The following is a 19,556-nucleotide window of genomic DNA, read 5'->3' on the forward strand; positions in this document are numbered from 1 at the left end:
TCTTCTTTATGTTATTGCTAATACTGACTTGCAATCCCACACTACATAATTAACTTCAAAAGAAATATTTATTTTAAAATATTTAATATTTATTGATAATTATTGTTGACAAGTACACGTTATTGTCTTATAATGTAATTACAAACAAATATATCCCCAATATTTGTTTAAAGTTTACCTATTACTATAAGTTTTTTTTAAAACTTAACATTGAACTTTGTATTAAAAATGTACAAGTTCTACAAGTATTAAAATTTAGAAATGGAGGCTCAGACCAATGTTTGATTTAAAAAGCTCCATAAAAAGTTTATAGGTTTATATTAATTCAATCTATATTTGGTTTATTCCAAATTAGATATAGTAAAAACTACAAGATGCTGATAATTTAAACTAATAAACAAAACAATTGACAAAAACTAAATATACTAATAAACATAATTAGAAATTTAATAAACAGCCACACAAGAAAAAACGGTAATACAAACAAATACAGCTATATAAGAAAAACTGCAATATATGGAAAAACTAAAGAACAAAGATCAAACTACAAACAAACTTAAGTTCACAGTAATCCCCACAAAACTAAAGACGAAACAACAAAAGAGAAGAGGCACTCATAATAGAGCACCTCTTTTCTTTTAGTTTTAATCTTAGTTTCGGTTTTAATCTTGGTTTTAACATTAATTGTAAATTGTAAATAATGAACTATTCTCATCCTATTTTAAATTCAATTATAGCTCAATTTTTCTTTGTACAGATACACTATCCTTTTTATCTATTTCTAGTTCTATTTCTACTTTTATTTTCGTACATTTTTTTATCGGCATCTTTTAATAAAGAATTAAAATCAGTTTCATTATCTACAAATGAAGAAATTCCATAACTAAAATTATAACTTAATAAAATATCCTGATCAAACAAAACCTTTTCATTTAATTCTTCTCGAATATGCTCTATTTTACTTTTAGCACTAATATTATCAGTATTATATATTAAAGCAACAAATTCATCTCCACCAAATCTACCTATAATATCAGAACTTCTAAAATTCTTTGTTAACCTATCAGCAAAATCTCTTAAAACACCATCGCCTATTATATGTCCATAATTATCATTGATTTCTTTAAACTTATCTAAATCAAAAATAACTAAGCAAAATTTTTCTTTGTACCGTTTTGATTTTTCAAGCTGAATATCTAATCTTTCTTCAAAATACCTTCTATTATATACTCCTGTAAGTTCATCATACCTTGAAAACTGAATTGTTTTTTCATATAGTAAATGTTTTTCAATTGCTATAGATACTTGTAATCTCAAATATTCCATAATCTCAATGTCCATTTCATTAAAAACATTGATATTTTCACTATCTAAATTTAACAATCCATATAATTTATTATCAACGAAAATAGGCGCACTTATAGATGACCTTATATACAAATTTCCGTCATCATCCAAAGCGCTTTCTTCTACAATATCCAGCATATCTTCAACATTATTTATAACAACAGTTTGTTTAATATTTCCTTTTGTACTTTTATACATAAATGATTGGTTTAATTTTATTTTAAAATCTTCTAATATTCTCTTTTTAAACCCTCTATATGCTACTGCGTTCAAATTTCCTTCTTCATCTAAAACAAGTACTGAACCTATTTGCCCATTTCTAATTGATTTCAAAGCTCTATCAAGAATAATATTGAACAATTCATCAATATTATTAGTTTCCGTAACAGCATGAGAAATTTGTAAAACAGAATCTCTTAAATCTATCAATTTATTTAAATTAAGTTCATTTTTCTTTCTTATTTTTAACTCTTCTTCTAATTTTAGTTCTTTTTCTTTCAATTCTGTAATATCTTGTACTACTCCATTTAATTTAATTATTTGTCCTTTATTATTAATAATAAATCTACCTACTATTTTTATCCATTTCATGCCTGAAGGAGTAATAATATTCATTTCAAATGGCTCAAATATTTTTTTATTTTTAATAATATTAATCTCATATTTTATTTTTTCTATGTTATCTTTTAAAACATTAAAACTATATAAATCTTCAAGATTACTTTCTTTACAATTCTTATTTTTGCCTACTATTTGGGCTAATTCTTTTGATAACTTAATTTTATTATTTTAAAATTAACAACAAAACATCCAATAATATCTAAATCTTTTGTCACATGTAGTAAATTATCCTTATTAAAATATCTAAATATTATTTCCATTAAAATAAAAACATACCATCTGTACACTTTATAACCTCTCTTTCCCTCAATACTATATAAATTATACCATAAAATCCTTCAATACTTTGTGAATTTATACTATAGTATATTAAATTAAATTAAGAGATTGCATCAGCAATCTCTTAATTTAATATTACGCACCCTTGCTTTTCTATTTTAGTTTCTATCGTTTCCCCTGTTGCTGGCAAATTAAAACCAACTTCTATTGTTCCCCTATCCATATCCACAGAAACTTCCTGAACGCCTTTAACTTTATCGAGAGAATTCTTTATTTTTGTCTTCTTTTGACTATTATCTAGTCCTGACACTTCAAAAAGAATAGATTCCATTAATTTACCTCCTAGTTAATTTAAACTCTTTTTCATTTAAATTATAACCAGAATGGCTTAATAATATACTTAAAGGGCAATGCACAATTTTCAATGCACAATGCACAATTGTTGATGAAATTTTTTCTTGCAGAAAAAATTTCTTTATTTTATAGAGACAAATTTAAAACATTAATTAAACCCTAATTAATATAATAAACTTTTATTCTTTTATTCTTTTATAAATTCAAAGATTTTCTCACCAAAGTGAAGAAAATATACCTTAATTGTGCATTGTTCATTGTGCATTGTCCATTGAATTAATAATTCCACCGCCGACAACAACGTCTCCATCATAAAATACAACCGACTGTCCTTTTGTCATTGCTCTTTGTTTTTGTTTGAATTCTACTCTTACTTTATCTTTTCCTTCTGGATAAACTATTGCTTCTTCTTTCTTTCCACTATACCTAATCTTTGCCTTTACAGTAATAGGCTCTTTTAATTCATCAAAAGGTATAAAATTTAATTCATTTGCATAAAGTGAATTCTTGAAAATACCTTCTTCATCACCAATAACTACTTCATTTGTAATAGGATTTATATCATTTACAAAAACAGGTTTTCCTAAAGATAATCCAAGTTTTTTTCTTTGTCCTATTGTATAGTGGACTATACCCTTATGTTGTCCTAATACTTTACCTTCTTTGTCAACAAAATTACCTTTTTTAACTTTGCCTGGAACTTCTTCTTCTATAAATTTTCCATGATTATCATCATAAACAAAACATATTTCTTGGCTATCTCTTTTATTATGAACATCAAGTCCAATTTCTTTAGCTATTTCTCTTATTCTATCTTTTGTATAATCTCCACAAGGCATAAGAGTATGTTCTAGCATATACTGATCCATATTATAAAGAGCATAAGTTTGGTCTTTTTTATCATCATCTGCTACCTTAAGAAGATATCTACCATCTACTTTTTCTATTTTTGCATAATGCCCAGTGGCTATGTAATCAGCTCCTAACATTTTAGCTTTTTTTAAAAATTCATCAAATTTAATATATTTATTACAAGCAATACATGGATTTGGAGTTCTTCCAACTAAATATTCATCAATAAAATAATCAATAACTTTAGTTTTAAAAACTTCCTTAAAATTCATAACGTAAAAAGGTATCCCTATACGTTCTGCCACTCTCCTAGCATCACCAACTGCACTAATTGAACAGCATCCACCTTCTTTTTCTTCATACTCCTCATCTGCTTGCCATATTTGCATAGTTACCCCTATTACATCATATCCCATTTCCTTCAAAAGATAAGCTGCAACAGAACTATCAACTCCACCGCTCATTCCTATAACTACTTTTTTCTTCAAATCTATCAATCCTTTCTTTTTTGTTGTATTTTAAACTATTGTTAATGTTCATAGTATTGTTTTTAGTTCACAGTTCACTCTGATGTCTACAAATTGCACTCTATGTTTTAAAGAAAGTTTCTCATTCTCTCAATAATTTCTTTTATTTTATTAATAAAAAATCTTATCTCTTCATCTGTTATATCTTCTCCAATTGAAAATCTAATAGAACTATTTATCTCTTCTTTATCTAATCCTATAGCTTTTAATACATGTGAATCCTCTACTGCCCCTGCCGAACATGCACTTCCTGCTGATGCTGCTATTCCTTTATTGTCTAATGCAATTAGTAATAATTCTGAAGAGATTTTATCAAAAGTAACATTTATATTATTGCTAATTCTTTTATCCAAAGTAGGCCCATTTAATCTTGTATTTTCTATATTTAATAACTCATTAATTATATAATCGCGCTTTTCACTGATTAATTTATTATTCTCAACATTATTTTCTAGAATTTCCACAGCTTTACCGAACCCAACAATAGCAGGTACATTTTCAGTACCACTTCTTCTATCTCTTTCTTGAGCTCCTCCATGAAGTAAATTATGAATCTTTACTCCTTTTTTTATATACAAAGCTCCTATTCCTTTTGGCCCATAAATTTTATGAGCTGAAATTGTCATAAGATCAATATTTAATTTTTCAACATCAATAGGTATTTTCCCTAAAGCTTGAACAGCATCAGTATGGAATATAATTTCTTTCTTCCTACATAAATTTCCTATTGCTTTTATATCTTGAATAGTCCCTATTTCATTATTAGCTGTCATTATAGAAACAAGTATAGTATCTTCTCTTATATTATCTTTTAACTCATTAATATTTACAAACCCATTATTATCCACAGGTAAATATGTAATATCAAATCCAAACTCTTTCAAATATTCACAAGTTTTCAAAACCGCAGCATGTTCTATTGCACTTGTTATAATGTGTTTACCTTTGTCTTTATTCGCAAATGCAATTCCCTTAATAGCCCAGTTATCTCCCTCAGTTCCTCCTGATGTGAAATAGAGTTCTGAACTCTTACAATTAATAAATTTTGATATTTTTTTTCTACTTTCTTCTAATCCATCTTTAGCTTTTCTAGAAAGAGAATACACAGAAGATGCATTCCCGTAATACTCAATGAAATAAGGAATCATTACATCTAATACTTCTTTTTTCACATATGTTGATGCAGCATTATCTAAATATAAATTTTTATCCATAAAAATCTCCTTCTAAAATTTACTGTTGCAAAAAAGGTAATTGCTACCTTAGTAGCCATTACCTTTTTATTATTAAAACATTATTTTCAATTATAAATAATCCTCTACCATAACTCAACAATCTTTTAATCTTTTAATCTTTCAATTGAATTAATTCAATTAATTGAATTGAAGATTTTGCGTAGCAAAATCATCCTAAATTGTGCATTGTACATTGTGCATTGTGCATTTTCTTTTTAATGTGCATTTGTTTTTCTTTACCCTACTCAAACAACGTAGTAGAAAGATATCTTTCCCCATTATCTGGCAAAATAACAACTATATTTTTACCTTTGTTTTCTTCTTTTTTAGCAAGTTCTTTTGCTGCAAAAACTGCTGCCCCTGAAGAAATTCCTACAAGTAATCCTTCTGTTCTAGCAAGTTCTCTAGAAGTTGCAAATGCTTCTTCGCCTTTCACCTTAACTATTTCATCTATAATATCTGTATTTAAAACATCTGGTATAAATCCAGCGCCAATTCCTTGTATTTTATGAGGACCGGGATTTCCTCCTGATAATACTGCTGAATCAATTGGTTCAACTGCAACTACCTTTATATTAGGATTTTTCTCTTTTAAGACTTCTCCTATTCCAGTAATTGATCCTCCTGTTCCAACCCCTGCAACTAAAATATCTACTTTCTCATCTGTATCTCTTAATATTTCTAAAGCCGTAGTCTTTCTATGTGCATCTGCATTTGCTTGATTTACAAATTGTTGAGGAATAAATGAATTTTCATATTCTTTAGCAAGTTCTTCAGCTTTTGAAATAGCACCTTTCATTCCTTGTCCCGCTGGTGTTAAAATAAGTTCAGCACCGTAAGCTTTAAGTAATTTTCTTCTTTCAATACTCATAGATTCTGGCATTGTAATAATTAACTTGTATCCATTTGCTGCTGCTGTAAGAGCAAGACCAACGCCTGTATTCCCACTAGTTGGCTCAATTAAAACTGTATCTTTATCTATTAGACCCTTTTCTTCTGCCATTTTTATCATATTAAATCCAATTCTATCCTTAACACTTCCACCCGGATTAAAATACTCAATCTTGCCAATAATCGTTGCATCTATATTATTGTTCTTCTCATAATTAACAAGCTCCATCATCGGTGTATTTCCTATTAACTCTGTTATATTCTTTACTATTTTCATATTTATCTCTCCTTTTATTTAATACATTTATTTCAATGCACAATGCACAATGTACAATGCACAATTGATGATGATTCTCCTCGTTCCTCGGAGAATCTTTATTTTATTAAAACCTAATTTAAAAACCTTAATTAAATCCTTAATCAAATACTAAAATAATTATTTAACCTACTTTTTCAAAAAAACTCTTTTGCCTTAATACCATTCGTTTTATTCTCTCCTTTTTCCCTTAAGGGAAAAAGTTCTTTCACTTCACTCTTCACACTTCACACTATCTTTTAATTAATTCAAAGATTTTCTGACCACCGGGAAGAAAATCCTCCTTAATTGTGCATTGTGCATTGTAAATTGTGCATTGTCATTAAATATAGTACATCACTCCACTATTCAGTGATGAGTAATAATCTTCAACTAAGTTTCCTAGTGTTATAGAATCAACAAATTTATCAATAGTTTGATTGAATTTATTCCAAACACTATCGTTAATACATCGTGATAACACACTTCCATTCTGGTCTTCTTCTTTAGTTGTTGTATGTAAACTTCCTTCTAAAGCACGAAGAATATCTCCAACGGTAATTTCTTCAGGTGGTCTTGTTAATATATATCCCCCACCTTGACCTTTTATACTATTTACTAATTTACCTTTTTTTAAAGCTGATATGATTTGTTCCATATATTTTTCTGATATCTCTTCTTTTTCGCATATTTGCTTTATGGATACTCTAGCTCCACCTTTTGAATTAAAGGCTATTCTAGTCATTGCTATTAGTCCATATCTTCCTTTTGTGGATATTTTCAAAGCATCACTTCCTATTTACTGTTTTGCGTTTTGCGTTTTCTATTTCCTAGTATTCCTATAGGTTTATTATATTATCCATTTTATTATTTGTCAACTAGTTATTTCACTCCTATTTCCTCAGCAATAAAATTATTAATACCAATTTATTCTTTACCTAAATTAAAACTGTATCTTAAAAAATTAAGTTGAACTAAAATCAGCCACAATATCTACCGCAGCTTGATACATTCTGATGCTATATATTGTTGTTGAAGTTCAACTAAATTATTTTTTGTAGCATAACCAGTATATATAATGCAAAAAAATAAAAATTTCCTAATAAATGAATCATTATTAGGAAGCTTTTATAAAATCAGTTTTCTTTTTTATTCTATTTTACTTTTATTCTGCTAAATTTTTTAATTCTTCTATTACTGCTGGTATTACTTTATTTAAATCTCCTACTATCCCCAAATCTGCAACTTCAAAAATCGGAGCTGTTGCATCTTTATTTATAGCAACGATAAATTCGGATTCTTCCATTCCTGCTAGATGTTGAATTGCACCAGATATTCCACATGCAAAATACAAGTCAGGTCTTACAGTTTTTCCTGTTTGTCCTACTTGATGATCTCTCTCCATCCACCCGGCATCTATAACTGCACGTGAGGCTGAAACTTGTCCTTCTAATTCACTTGCAAGTTTCTTTAATAAATCAAAGTTTTCAGGATTTCCTACTCCTCTTCCTCCTGATACAAGTACATTTGCTTCTTCTATATTAATTTTTTCTTTTGTCTCTTTTACTACTTCAAGAACTTCTACATTAATATCCTTTTCATTAAATTCAACCTTTACTTCTTGAATCTCACCTTGTCTAGATTTATCTTCTTCAAGAGCTATCATAACTCCTGGTCTTACTGTAGACATTTGAGGTCTATAGTCTGGACAAACAATTGTTGCCATAATATTTCCACCAAAAGCAGGTCTTGTCATCATTAAATTGTTAGTTTCTTCATCAATATCAAGTGATGTACAATCTGCAGTAAGTCCTGTATGAATTCTTGCAGATACTCTTGGAGCTAAATCTCTACCTATAGCTGTTGCTCCTATTAAGAATATCTCTGGCTTCTTTTCTTTTATTATTTGATTTAATACTTTTGCATAAGGTTCTGTAGTATATATTTTCAAATTTTCATCATCTACAAACAAAACATTATCTGCTCCATGAGCTATTAAAGTTGCCGCTTTTTCTCCTATATTAAATCCTGGAAAAACTGCTGTAACCTTTTGATTTAATTTCTCTGCTATTTCTCTTGCTTTACCTAATATTTCAAGAGAAACCTTTTGGATATTTCCATCTCTTTGTTCAACAAAGACAAAAACTCCATTATACTCTGATATATTCATAGTATTCCCCTCCTTCTAATTTTCGTCCTATATTATGAATTTTTCTTTTAATTTATCTACTATTACCCTTGCTGCTTCTTTCTCATCTAAATCCTCATATAATTTACCTGCAGATTTTGCTCCCTTAGTAAATGATTTTTTAACCTTTGTAGGTGAACCCTTAAGTCCTATATTATCCCTATCAACTTCTAAATCATTTACTGTCCAAGTTATAATCTCTTTTTCTCTATATGCATCAAGAATACCTGCAACTGACATATATCTTGGCTTATTCATTTCACTAAGTGTAGTAATTAAGCATGGCATTTTAACTTTAAGTTTATGATATCCATCTTCAAATACTCTTTTTAAAATTAAACTATCTTCTTGAACTTCAAGTTCTTCAACATAACTAACTTGAGGAAGATTCAAGTGTTCAGCAACTTGAGGTCCAACTTGTGCTGTATCCCCGTCTATTGCTTGTCTTCCTGCAATAATCAAATCATAGTCTAATTTCTTTAGAGCTGCTGCTAAGGTTGTTGATGTAGCCCAAGTATCCGCTCCTGCAAATGCTCTATCTGTTACTAATATAGCTTCATCCGCTCCCATAGCAAAAGCTTCTATCAATGCTTCTTTTGCTTGAGGTGGTCCCATAGAAACTACTGTTACCTTTGCTCCTAATTTATCCTTTAATGTTAATGCCGCTTCAAGTCCACTTTTATCATCTGGATTGATAATGCTTGGAACTCCATCTCTTATAAGTGTTCCTGTTTTAGGATCTAATTTAACTTCTGTGGTATCTGGCACTTGCTTTATACAAACTACTATATTCATAAATACGCCTCCTTATCTAAGCATTCCTGCTGAAATGACCATTTTTTGAACTTCAGATGTTCCTTCATAAATTTCAGTTATTTTTGCATCTCTCATCATTCTTTCTACATGATATTCCTTCATATATCCATATCCACCATGTAACTGAACTGCTTTTGTTGTAACTTCCATTGCTGTTTCTGAAGCAAAAAGTTTTGCCATAGCTGCTTCTGCACCATATGGTAATTTGTTATCTTTACAATTTGCTGCTTTATAAACAAGCAATCTTGAAGCTTCTGTTTTTGTTTCCATATCTGCAAGCTGGAATTGTGTGTTTTGAAATTTAGCTATTGATCTTCCAAATTGTTTTCTTTCTTTTACATACTTAACTGTTTCATCAATGGCTCCTTGGGCTATTCCCAATGCTTGAGCTCCAATTCCAATTCTTCCACCATCAAGAGTTTTCATAGCAATTTTAAATCCTTTACCAACTTTACCTAATAAGTTTTCTTTTGGAACCTTGCAATTTTCAAATATTAATTCAGAAGTTGCAGAGCCTTTGATACCCATCTTAGCTTCCTTTTTACCAACAGAAAAACCTTCAAAATCTTTTTCAACAATAAATGCAGAAATTCCTCTTGTACCCATAGATTTATCAGTCATTGCCATAATTATATACACATCAGCATAACCTGAATTTGTTATAAATATTTTAGATCCGTTTAATATATAATAATCGCCTTCTAATACTGCTTTTGTTTGTTGTCCTGAAGCATCAGTCCCTGCATTTGGCTCTGTAAGTCCAAAAGCTCCTAATTTTTCTCCTTTAGCTAAAGGTACTAAATATTTTTGTTTTTGCTCCTCTGTACCAAATTCATATATAGGACTTGCACACAAAGATGTATGCGCCGAAAGAATAACTCCTGTTGTAGCACATACTTTTGACAATTCTTCAACAGCCATAGCATACGCTAAAACATCCCCACCTTGACCACCGTACTCTTTTGGAAATGGAATCCCCATAATACCGCATTTAGCCATTTTTTTAACAGTCTCCACAGGAAACATTTCTTTTTCGTCAACCTCTTCTGCTAAAGGTTCAACTTCATTTATTGCAAATTCTCTAAACATACTTCTTAGCATTTTATGTTCTTTACTTATTTGAAAGTCCACAAATATACCTCCTTTTATCTGTATTTTTATTTTTATTTGGCTATATTTTAAAGAGTTGTTAATTTAAAAAATAATGTTCAATTTGCAATGTTCAATTTGCAATTAATGTTGATTTTCTTCCCTTTGGTCAGAAAATCTTTAATTATTTAATTGATTAAAAGATTTTGCGTAGCAAAATCATCCTTAATTGCTAATTGAAAATTGCTAATTGATATTTTATTCCAAAACTGATTTGTTAATTTTCTAACATTAATGCCCATGACGTTTAATATGTCGAATATATTTATTATCTAGGTGGCATTACAGTAGCTACACCTTTCAATACTATATCGCCCTTTTGATTTGTACATATTGTAGTCAATTTTATTCTATTTTTTTCTTCAATCATTTCACTTACTTCAACTTCTGCCTTTATAGTATCTCCAAAATGAACTGGAGCCGTAAACTTTAATTCTTGTCCAAGATATATTGTTCCAGGACCAGGTAACTGAACCCCTAACACTGCTGAAACTAAACCTGCTGTAAGCATTCCATGTGCTATTCTACCCTTAAACATAGTATCTTTTGAAACCTCTTCATTAATATGTGCAGGATTTATATCACCTGTAATACCTGCATAAAGATAAACATCAGTCTCAGTTATAGTTTTTTGAAATGATGCTTTATCACCAATCTTTAATTCCTTAATTGTTTTACCTTTCATTTTGCTAATCCCCCTCTTTTTAACAAACTCTGTTTTAAAATATTTTTGATATTTATACTATTAGTTACAGAATAAAGTTTTTATTTTAATAATAGTATGAAATGTAGAGTGTACAATTCTAAAGAATACTTAAGTCCAGCGCCATAAAAGGTCGCCGGCTTGTATTCTTTTACTTTTCTCTTTCAACAACTATAGCTGTTCCTTGACCTCCGCCTATACAAAGTGTTGCAAGTCCATACTTAGAATCTCTTTTTTTCATTTCATGAAGTAGTGTAACTAATATTCTAGCTCCACTTCCTCCAATAGGATGTCCTAGTGCAATTGCTCCACCATTAACATTCACTTTTACCATATCAAACTCCATATCTTTTGCTACTGCCAAGGATTGAGCTGCAAAGGCTTCATTGGCCTCTATTAAATCTAAATCTTTTACTGTAATATTTGCTTTTTCTAAAGCTTTTCTTGAAGATGGTACTGGTCCATATCCCATTATTGCTGGATCTACACCTGCTGAAGCATAGGATTTAATTGTAGCTAAAATTTCTAATCCAAGTTCTTCTGCTTTTTCTTTAGCCATTAATATAAACATAGCCGCTCCATCATTTATACCTGATGCATTTCCTGCTGTTACTGTTCCATTCTTTTTAAAGGCTGGTCTTAATTTAGCTAATTTTTCTAAAGTAGTACCAAACTTAGGATACTCATCTTCTTCTACTATAATTGGCTCTCCTCTTCTTTGAGGTACTTCTACTGGAACTATTTCATCGTTAAATTTGCCACCTCTTATAGCCATTTCAGCCTTCACTTGGCTCTCGAAAGCAAACCTATCTTGATCTTCTCTAGTAATATTCCATTTTTCTGCTATATTTTCTGCTGTAATACCCATGTGATAATTATTAAATATATCCCATAATCCATCATTGATCATAGAGTCTACAATCTCACCATTACCCATTCTCATACCGCTTCTAGCCTGATTTAATAAATAAGGTGCATTACTCATACTTTCAGTTCCACCTGCTAATACTACATCAGCATCTCCTAGCATTATAAATTGAGCAGCCATGCTTACTGTTCTAAGACCTGAACCACAAACTTTATTGATGGTCATAGCTGGAACAGTTTCTTTTAACCCTGATTTTATTACTATTTGCCTTGCTACATTTTGTCCCTGTCCTGCTTGAAGTACATTTCCTATAATTGCTTCATCTATTATATCTGAACTTATTCCTGCTTTCTCTATTGCCGCTTTTGCTGCTATAACTCCAAGGTCTACTGAACTCATAGATTTAAGTTTTCCATTAAAAGATCCAACAGGTGTCCTTACTGCACTTACTATAGCTACTTCTCTTAAGTTTCCCATTATATAACAACACCACCATCAACACTAAGTACAGTTCCTGTAATAAAGCTAGCTTCGTCTGATGCTAAAAACGCATATGCATTTGCTATATCTTCAGGCATACCTAATCTTTTAAAAGGTGATTTTGATTTCATTGAATCTAGTACTTTCTCTGGCATTTTCTCAGTCATTGGAGTTAATATAAATCCAGGTGCTACTGCATTTACCCTTATTCCTTTTCTTCCTAGTTCCTTAGCCCAAGATTTTGTCATACCAATAACACCCCACTTAGTAGCAGCATAATTTGTTTGTCCAAAATTACCATACAAACCTACCACTGAAGAAGCATTTAATATTACTCCGCTTCCTTGTTCAGCCATTGCTTTAGCTGCAGCTTGACTACAATTAAACACACCTTTAAGATTTACGGCTATTACTTTATCCCAATCTTCTTCTTTCATTTTTACCAATTGAGCATCTGCTGTAATTCCAGCATTATTAACTAATATATCTATTTTCCCAAATTTATCTTTAATATCTTCAATCATTTTCTCTACTGCTTCTCTATCTGTAACGTTTACAGCTAAGCCTAAAGCTTCTCCACCAAGTGCTTCTATTTCTTTCACCATAACATTAACATCATTTTCGTTAATATCACATACAACTACCTTTGCACCTTCTTTTGCAAATTTCCTTGCAGTTTCTGCGCCAATACCTCTACCTGCACCAGTAATAGCAGCTACTTTACCCTCTAATCTCATTACAATACCCCCTATTATACTTTCTTTATACTATTTCATAGCAAAACTTAACCTTTATCCTTAAAATAAAGTTTTAATATATAAATCTAACTTACCAAATGAAATATTTCTCTGCTTCTTTTCTTAATTCTTCTCTAAATTCAGGATGAGCAATATTTATTAAGTTATCAACTCTTTCCCTAATAGACCTGCCTCTCATTTCCGCTACACCATATTCTGTTACAACATAATCTACATCGTTTCTAGAAAGAGATACCCCTGCCCCAAGACTCAATGCAGGTACTATAGTAGAAATAGCCCCTCTTTTTGCTGTAGAATATAAAGCTATAATTGATTTTCCACCTTCAGAATTCTGAGCACCAATAGCTGTATCAGATTGTCCACCTGTTCCACTATATTGCTTAAACCCTAATGATTCTGAGGCGCATTGGCCAGTCAAATCAACTTGGAGTGTAGTATTAATTGAAACCATTTTATAATTTTGTCCTATAATGTATGGATCATTTGTATAAGCTCCTCTTTTGAGTTCAACTCCCATATTATTATCAATAAAATCATAAAGTTTTTTAGACCCTAGAGCGAAGGTTCCTATCAACTTATTTTTATGAATTGTTTTTCTGCTATTATTTATTACTCCAGCCTCGTAGAGCTCAACCATTCCATCTGTTATCATTTCAGTATGAACACCCAAATCTTTTTTGTTCATTAAGGATTTAGCAACGGCATTTGGAATGCCTCCTATCCCAAGTTGAATAGTTGATCCATCTTCAATAAGTTCAGCAATATAACCACCTATTTTTAGATCCATTTCACTAGGTTCTACTATAGGTAATTCTGGAATATTACAATTATTTTCATAGATATAATCAACTTCACTTATATGAACTGCTGTATCTCCGAGTACCCTAGGTAAATTCTCATTTATTTCTAAAATTACAATATCCGCCTCTTCAACCATTTCCCTTTCATAAGTAACCGATAAGGAAAGAGAAAAATAACCATGCTTATCCATAGGAGTTGCTGTCCCAATAAATATATTAGGCTTCTTATATTGAAGTCTTTTTGTTGCTGCTAAATGAAGATGGTTTGGAATATATGTTGCCGTTCCTTGTTTATGTGCTTTCCTTGTAAGCGGAGAATAAAACCATGTTTCATTAATAAAATGACCCTTCATATCAGGATTAGAACAAAACTCATAATTACCCATATTCAAGCATGTTACTACAGAAACATTTTCAACCTTATCTTTTACTTTGTGTAAATTTGATAAAAATCCAATTGGTTCTGCCCCTGCAAGAGCAACAACTACTTCATCATTTGATTTAACCATTTGCAATGAATCTTCAAGAGTTATTGTTTTTTTCTTTAATTCATCATTAAAAAACATAATATTCCTCCTTATCTAATTTCGCCCCATCTTATTGTATTTGCTGCCCAAGCATATCCAATTCCAGCACCAACTGAAACTACTATACTTCCATCTTTAATTTTTCCTTCTTCAAGTGCTAATTTCATAGATAAAATTTGGTCTATCTGACCCATGTGTCCATAATCTTTTAAATATATAGAATTTTGCTCATTTACTCCTAGCTCTGATAAAATATATTTATGAGCAGAATATTTAAAATGAAGTATTGCTAAATAATCAATATCCTCTTGTGTATATCCACTCTTTTCCAAGGAATCCCTTACTACAAACAAGAAATTTGGTGTTGATTTTTCATTTAATCTCTTCTTCATTCCTACAACATCTAAAACATCTAAACTCTTATAAGCTTTATCTAGATTTTCATTGTTTATCGGATTTAAAGTTCCCCCATATACAACAGCAACATCTCTAGCGAAGGAACCATCAGTTAATATAGAAGTTCCTAACAATTCATTTTTACCATAGTTCTTTTTAAGAAGAACCGCACCTGCTCCTGCTGAGAGGTTATACATAAAACTAACACGTGAATTTGTATAATCTATATAGTCCCCATTTCTATAACCACCACAAACAAGTACAGTCTTAACGTTTTCATCAGACATCATGGTGTCTTTAGCTATTTTCATAGCTGTTATAGTTGTACAGCATCTTTGACTAATATCATATCCATAAGCCTTATATGCACCTATTTTTTCTTGAATATACATAGCCGAAGTTGTAAGTGGATATTCTTTCCATTCTTCTCCTATACATATAATCATATCAATGTCCATAGGGTCTACCCCTGTATTCTTTAAACAATCTAGTGCCGCTTTGACACCCATTTCTTGTGTACCATCATCTTCGCCTGGAACATATTTTTGTAAAAATCCAAGTTTTTCTTTTACAGCATCTTCAGACCAAACACCACCTGTCATCTCACTTACTTCTTCTGCAGTAACCTTCTTATCTGGCAAATAGGTCCCAAATCCTACAATACCTACATGATCTCTCATAAATACACCTCCACCTTAAATTAATATATATAATTCAAATCAAATCATTCTTTTATACCTCGCACTATATATTAATAGCAAAACTTATGCCAACTATATTTACCTATATAAACATAAAAAACCTAGCATTAATATGCTAGGTTAGTGTTAATAAATATAACATTGTACCAATTTGTTACAAAATTCTCTTTTATATTATTTTAGTTAATATTTATATTCAATCTCGTATTCCTCAAGTTTTCTGTATAAACTTACTCTTGGGATACCAAGTTTTTTAGCTACTTCACTTTTATTATGATTACACTCTTTTAAAGTTTCAATAATAATATCTTTTTCCACAGAACTTAATATGTCTTTTAATTTATTATTTTTAATCTTATGATCTTTTGCTATTGCTTTATTAATAACCGCTGATGGTATATCATGTATACTTACATTCACATCTTCTGAATTGACACAAAGTTTCTCAAGTATATTAAAAAGCTCCCTAACATTACCAGGCCAATCATATTTTTTAAGTATATCCATTACATTCTTAGGTATATTTCTATACATACCTGTCTCTTTATAAAATTTATTTAAAAAATCTTCTGATAAAAGCTTTATATCATCTTTTCTTTCTCTCAAAGGTGGTATATTTAAATTCAATACATTTAATCTATAATATAGATCTTCTCTAAATTGACCCTTGTCCACTAATTGCATTAAGTTTTTATGGCTAGCACTTACGACTCTTACATCAATTACAACAGGTGCACTTGCTCCAATAGGATAAACCTCTTTTTCTTGAAGAACTCTAAGCAGTTTTGCTTGAAGGTAAAGAGGCATTTCCCCTATCTCATCTAAGAAAATAGTTCCTCCTTGGGCTAATTGAAATTTACCAACATTTCCACCTTTCTTAGCCCCAGTGAACGCTCCATCTTCATAACCAAATAATTCTGATTCTATCAAATTTTCAGGAATTGCTGAACAGTTTATACTAACAAATGGTTTATCTTTTCTATTACTCTCATTATGAACAGAATGGGCAAAAAGTTCTTTTCCTACTCCACTTTCTCCAAAAATAAATATACTTGAATTAACCCTAGCAATTTTCTTTGTTTTTCTTTTACATTTTGCTATTTCTTCTGATTCGCCTACTATATCTAAAAGTGTATACTTAGCACAATTTAACTTTGCAATAGTACTCTTATATTTTTTCAGTTCTGAATCAAGGTGCTGAAACTTATCTAGAATATCTCTAACTTCTTTTATATTCTCAAATAAGACCATCCCAAAACCACCTATAATTTCTCCATTATCATCAATAATGGGAAGTCTATGAACAATTGCTTCCTTTCCATTTTCAAATTTATGTCCCCATGCAATTTCTGCTTTTTTATTATTTAGCACATCTGGGAACCTAGAATTATGATTTATTTCTGAAACGTGTCTTCCAAGAATATCATCTTCCCTTAGCTTTAAAAATTTTAAGAAACACCTATTCATATAGAGAATGTTCCCATCTTTATCTACAATATCTATTGCTATTGGTAATTTATCAAAAATTTCATAGCAAAATTCTCTAAATCCTATACTATTCATTATAGTTATCATTTCACCACCCCAATTCAATTGCTAATTCTATTATATCAAAAATTCTTTATCTTTAGAATTTATTTAGAAAAGGCCAGGTACAACCCAGCCTTCTCATTTTTATTAAATTAGATATCCATAGCTGCATCTACTCCTGCTGAAAGTTCTTCTTGTGGAGTAATATAAGAAACGCAAATAAATATAATTATTGATACTACAAGCATAAATGTTCCATTGTATATTCCTAATTTTCCAAAACTATTTACATACCATGCCATTTTCATTTTACTTCCTATTTCAAATGCTACATTTCCTACTAAACCTATCAGTATTGACCAAAAGGCTGCTTTTTCTGTAGCTCTCTTCCAATTTAAACCTATACCTAAAGCAGGTGCTAATGCAGCAGCAAAAGTTCCCCATCCAAAGGCACCAAGAACAGCTATCCCTTTTGTTCCTGCAGTAAAAGATATTATTATTGTTAAAATGGCAAGTATTACAACTGTTATTCTTCCATAATTTAATTCTTGTTTAGATGTTAATTTTTTATTCATTGCCGCTGGAATATCTTTAACTATACATGCTGAAACTATGTTTATAAATGAATCTGCTGTAGACATTACCGCTGAAACTATTCCAGCATAAACCATTCCAGCTATAAATTTAGGTACATAGCTATTTAAGAAAACAACTACTGCGTTATCAGTACTAGCAGCTAACAAGTCCATTGCTTGTTGAGGTAATAATCCACTTACAGCTAAATATTTTACGCATAATCCAATGCTTACCCAGAATAATCCCCCCAGCATAGCAGGTATAGCACCTATCAGTGGACCCCACTTTAATTTATTTATATCTTTGAGCATATAAAATTTATGAACTATATGTGGTTGACCTACTATACCAATTGATAAGCAGAAGAACCACCCCATAGCTAGTCCTGGTGAAATAACTCCCCAAGGATTTGAAATTGCTGCAGCCCCATCAGCTGACCCTGCAATAATTGTTGACATATTTGGTATCCCGCCACCTTCTTTTACTGCAAAAATAACAATAAGTATAGATGCTATTGCCATCATTCCACCTTGAAAAACATCTGTATAAACACCCGCAAGCATTCCTCCTGCTGCTGAATATATTATTACAATTATCATTCCAATTATAACTGCTGTTATAAAATTTATATTAAATATAGGTGCTAAAATAAACCCTAATGCACTTATTTGAGTAGCAAGATATAAAAGCAGTCCTACCATAGTTGCGACAGCTGCAATTAATCTAGTTCTATTAGATTTATATCTAGCAAAAATTGCATCTGGTGTTGTTACACAACCTTCTGATTCCGTCAATAACCTCATTCTTTTACCCATTATAATCCAACACATAGCAAAAGAAATTGATGTAGGAAAAGTAAGCCACAATGTACCCATACCTAAATTATAAAATAATCCTGGACCTCCTACAAAAACGAATCCAGAAATAGCTGCAGAAAACGATGCCATTGCAATTGCCACTATCCCTAAACTTTTACCTGCAGCATAGAAATCTGATGAATTTTTAGTTCTTTTCATTGCATAGAAACCAATTAAAAGAACTACAACCATATATAAAGCAATAACTAATCTAATAGTATTCATACACTAAATCCCCCTATAATTCGATTTTAGTAGACTTATTTTTTAACTCTTTTAACTCTTTTTCTGTAGCAATATTTGATCCTACCCTGGCATTAAATTCTATAATATCTTCATCAGTTAAATAGTCTTTTTTAAATCTTTTCCCAAAAAGCCATGTACCTGTAAATAATGGAAGAAGCCATACAATATATATCATAATTGCTGTTGCTTTTGGAAATCCTAATACAAATCCATTAAGTTTAGACATATCAAAGTTAAGCATTGCAAAAAATCCGCCCCACCAAATTACAAGTAAAGAAATCAATCCATATCTTAATACACCATACACTTTACCCTTTTTAAGTGCCCCAAGCCACATCCAGCTGAAACATACTATTGGAAAACCAAACGCTAATATATTGGCATTTTTTGTAACCATCGCAACAAGCATAATAATACTTCCAATAAGTAAAACCTTTACCCATGTATCGTTTGCTTTCATATAAAAACCTCCTTATACTTTTAGTTAGTGTAAAGTTTTTTACACTACTTTCTTTATTAAATCTTTATATATCAAGGTTTTCAAAGTTTTTTAGAATAAA

Annotated in this window: 18 protein-coding genes; all 18 read right to left on the reverse strand. The window is 30.6% G+C overall.

What is annotated here, in order from left to right:
- Positions 1 to 771: 771 nt before the first annotated feature.
- Positions 772 to 1,962: a sensor domain-containing diguanylate cyclase gene (locus ACVHXK_RS04170; RefSeq protein WP_461205105.1), complete on the reverse strand. Its 1,191-nt coding sequence runs from the start codon at positions 1,960 to 1,962 to the stop codon at positions 772 to 774.
- A gap of 143 nt (positions 1,963 to 2,105) precedes the next feature.
- Positions 2,106 to 2,255, reverse strand: a complete 150-nt coding sequence (locus tag ACVHXK_RS04175; protein WP_461205106.1) for a hypothetical protein — start codon at positions 2,253 to 2,255, stop codon at positions 2,106 to 2,108.
- 116 nt (positions 2,256 to 2,371) lie between these two features.
- Positions 2,372 to 2,578 carry a heavy-metal-associated domain-containing protein gene (locus ACVHXK_RS04180; RefSeq protein WP_461205107.1) on the reverse strand — a complete coding sequence of 69 codons (207 nt, stop codon included), beginning with the start codon at positions 2,576 to 2,578 and terminating at the stop codon, positions 2,372 to 2,374.
- A gap of 277 nt (positions 2,579 to 2,855) precedes the next feature.
- Positions 2,856 to 3,941 (reverse strand): tRNA 2-thiouridine(34) synthase MnmA, encoded by a 1,086-nt coding sequence (gene mnmA, locus ACVHXK_RS04185; RefSeq protein ID WP_461205108.1) that lies wholly within the window; start codon positions 3,939 to 3,941, stop codon positions 2,856 to 2,858.
- 107 nt (positions 3,942 to 4,048) lie between these two features.
- Positions 4,049 to 5,194, reverse strand: a complete 1,146-nt coding sequence (locus tag ACVHXK_RS04190; RefSeq protein WP_461205109.1) for a cysteine desulfurase family protein — start codon at positions 5,192 to 5,194, stop codon at positions 4,049 to 4,051.
- Between the two features lie 262 nt (positions 5,195 to 5,456).
- A complete protein-coding gene (gene cysK, locus ACVHXK_RS04195) occupies positions 5,457 to 6,383 on the reverse strand; it encodes a cysteine synthase A (protein ID WP_461205110.1) in 927 nt (308 codons plus the stop codon).
- 361 nt (positions 6,384 to 6,744) lie between these two features.
- Positions 6,745 to 7,185: an RrF2 family transcriptional regulator gene (locus ACVHXK_RS04200; RefSeq protein WP_461205111.1), complete on the reverse strand. Its 441-nt coding sequence runs from the start codon at positions 7,183 to 7,185 to the stop codon at positions 6,745 to 6,747.
- A 381-nt stretch (positions 7,186 to 7,566) separates the two neighbouring features.
- Positions 7,567 to 8,571 (reverse strand): electron transfer flavoprotein subunit alpha/FixB family protein, encoded by a 1,005-nt coding sequence (locus ACVHXK_RS04205; protein WP_461205112.1) that lies wholly within the window; start codon positions 8,569 to 8,571, stop codon positions 7,567 to 7,569.
- 27 nt (positions 8,572 to 8,598) lie between these two features.
- The gene (locus ACVHXK_RS04210) at positions 8,599 to 9,384 is read right to left on the reverse strand and encodes an electron transfer flavoprotein subunit beta (protein WP_461205113.1); all 786 of its coding nucleotides are present in this window, start codon (positions 9,382 to 9,384) and stop codon (positions 8,599 to 8,601) included.
- Positions 9,385 to 9,396: 12 nt separating this feature from the next.
- Positions 9,397 to 10,536, reverse strand: coding sequence for an acyl-CoA dehydrogenase (locus ACVHXK_RS04215; RefSeq protein ID WP_461205114.1), 1,140 nt, complete (start codon positions 10,534 to 10,536; stop codon positions 9,397 to 9,399).
- A gap of 286 nt (positions 10,537 to 10,822) precedes the next feature.
- Positions 10,823 to 11,239, reverse strand: a complete 417-nt coding sequence (locus ACVHXK_RS04220) for a MaoC family dehydratase (protein ID WP_461205115.1) — start codon at positions 11,237 to 11,239, stop codon at positions 10,823 to 10,825.
- 169 nt (positions 11,240 to 11,408) lie between these two features.
- Positions 11,409 to 12,602: an acetyl-CoA C-acetyltransferase gene (locus ACVHXK_RS04225; RefSeq protein ID WP_461205116.1), complete on the reverse strand. Its 1,194-nt coding sequence runs from the start codon at positions 12,600 to 12,602 to the stop codon at positions 11,409 to 11,411.
- Positions 12,602 to 13,342, reverse strand: a complete 741-nt coding sequence (gene fabG / locus ACVHXK_RS04230; protein ID WP_461205117.1) for a 3-oxoacyl-[acyl-carrier-protein] reductase — start codon at positions 13,340 to 13,342, stop codon at positions 12,602 to 12,604. Before fabG ends, ACVHXK_RS04225 begins: the two co-directional genes overlap by 1 nt.
- Positions 13,343 to 13,433: 91 nt before the next feature.
- Positions 13,434 to 14,729 carry an acetyl-CoA hydrolase/transferase family protein gene (locus ACVHXK_RS04235; protein WP_461205118.1) on the reverse strand — a complete coding sequence of 432 codons (1,296 nt, stop codon included), beginning with the start codon at positions 14,727 to 14,729 and terminating at the stop codon, positions 13,434 to 13,436.
- Positions 14,730 to 14,740: 11 nt separating this feature from the next.
- Complete coding sequence (locus ACVHXK_RS04240; protein ID WP_461205119.1) at positions 14,741 to 15,766, reverse strand: 3-oxoacyl-ACP synthase; 1,026 nt, start codon at positions 15,764 to 15,766, stop codon at positions 14,741 to 14,743.
- 204 nt (positions 15,767 to 15,970) lie between these two features.
- Positions 15,971 to 17,362 carry a sigma-54 interaction domain-containing protein gene (locus tag ACVHXK_RS04245; RefSeq protein WP_461205120.1) on the reverse strand — a complete coding sequence of 464 codons (1,392 nt, stop codon included), beginning with the start codon at positions 17,360 to 17,362 and terminating at the stop codon, positions 15,971 to 15,973.
- Between the two features lie 107 nt (positions 17,363 to 17,469).
- On the reverse strand, positions 17,470 to 18,975 hold the full coding sequence (locus ACVHXK_RS04250; RefSeq protein WP_461205121.1) for a sodium:solute symporter family transporter: 1,506 nt from the start codon (positions 18,973 to 18,975) through the stop codon (positions 17,470 to 17,472).
- Between the two features lie 13 nt (positions 18,976 to 18,988).
- On the reverse strand, positions 18,989 to 19,456 hold the full coding sequence (locus ACVHXK_RS04255; RefSeq protein WP_461205122.1) for a hypothetical protein: 468 nt from the start codon (positions 19,454 to 19,456) through the stop codon (positions 18,989 to 18,991).
- Positions 19,457 to 19,556 lie beyond the last annotated feature (100 nt).

The organism is Clostridium sp. DL1XJH146, from assembly GCF_054819755.1.

Excerpts from the sequence above, each read along its gene's own strand:
- ACVHXK_RS04250 (WP_461205121.1), bottom strand. The coding sequence starts at position 18,975 with ATGAATACTATTAGATTAGTTATTGCTTTATATATGGTTGTAGTTCTT.
- ACVHXK_RS04205 (WP_461205112.1), bottom strand. The coding sequence starts at position 8,571 with ATGAATATATCAGAGTATAATGGAGTTTTTGTCTTTGTTGAACAAAGA.
- ACVHXK_RS04245 (WP_461205120.1), bottom strand. The coding sequence starts at position 17,362 with ATGATAACTATAATGAATAGTATAGGATTTAGAGAATTTTGCTATGAA.
- cysK (WP_461205110.1), bottom strand. The coding sequence starts at position 6,383 with ATGAAAATAGTAAAGAATATAACAGAGTTAATAGGAAATACACCGATG.
- ACVHXK_RS04255 (WP_461205122.1), bottom strand. The coding sequence starts at position 19,456 with ATGAAAGCAAACGATACATGGGTAAAGGTTTTACTTATTGGAAGTATT.
- ACVHXK_RS04180 (WP_461205107.1), bottom strand. The coding sequence starts at position 2,578 with ATGGAATCTATTCTTTTTGAAGTGTCAGGACTAGATAATAGTCAAAAG.
- ACVHXK_RS04220 (WP_461205115.1), bottom strand. The coding sequence starts at position 11,239 with ATGAAAGGTAAAACAATTAAGGAATTAAAGATTGGTGATAAAGCATCA.
- ACVHXK_RS04240 (WP_461205119.1), bottom strand. The coding sequence starts at position 15,766 with ATGAGAGATCATGTAGGTATTGTAGGATTTGGGACCTATTTGCCAGAT.
- ACVHXK_RS04225 (WP_461205116.1), bottom strand. The coding sequence starts at position 12,602 with ATGGGAAACTTAAGAGAAGTAGCTATAGTAAGTGCAGTAAGGACACCT.
- ACVHXK_RS04235 (WP_461205118.1), bottom strand. The coding sequence starts at position 14,729 with ATGTTTTTTAATGATGAATTAAAGAAAAAAACAATAACTCTTGAAGAT.
- ACVHXK_RS04190 (WP_461205109.1), bottom strand. The coding sequence starts at position 5,194 with ATGGATAAAAATTTATATTTAGATAATGCTGCATCAACATATGTGAAA.
- fabG (WP_461205117.1), bottom strand. The coding sequence starts at position 13,342 with ATGAGATTAGAGGGTAAAGTAGCTGCTATTACTGGTGCAGGTAGAGGT.
- ACVHXK_RS04170 (WP_461205105.1), bottom strand. The coding sequence starts at position 1,962 with ATGAATATTATTACTCCTTCAGGCATGAAATGGATAAAAATAGTAGGT.
- ACVHXK_RS04210 (WP_461205113.1), bottom strand. The coding sequence starts at position 9,384 with ATGAATATAGTAGTTTGTATAAAGCAAGTGCCAGATACCACAGAAGTT.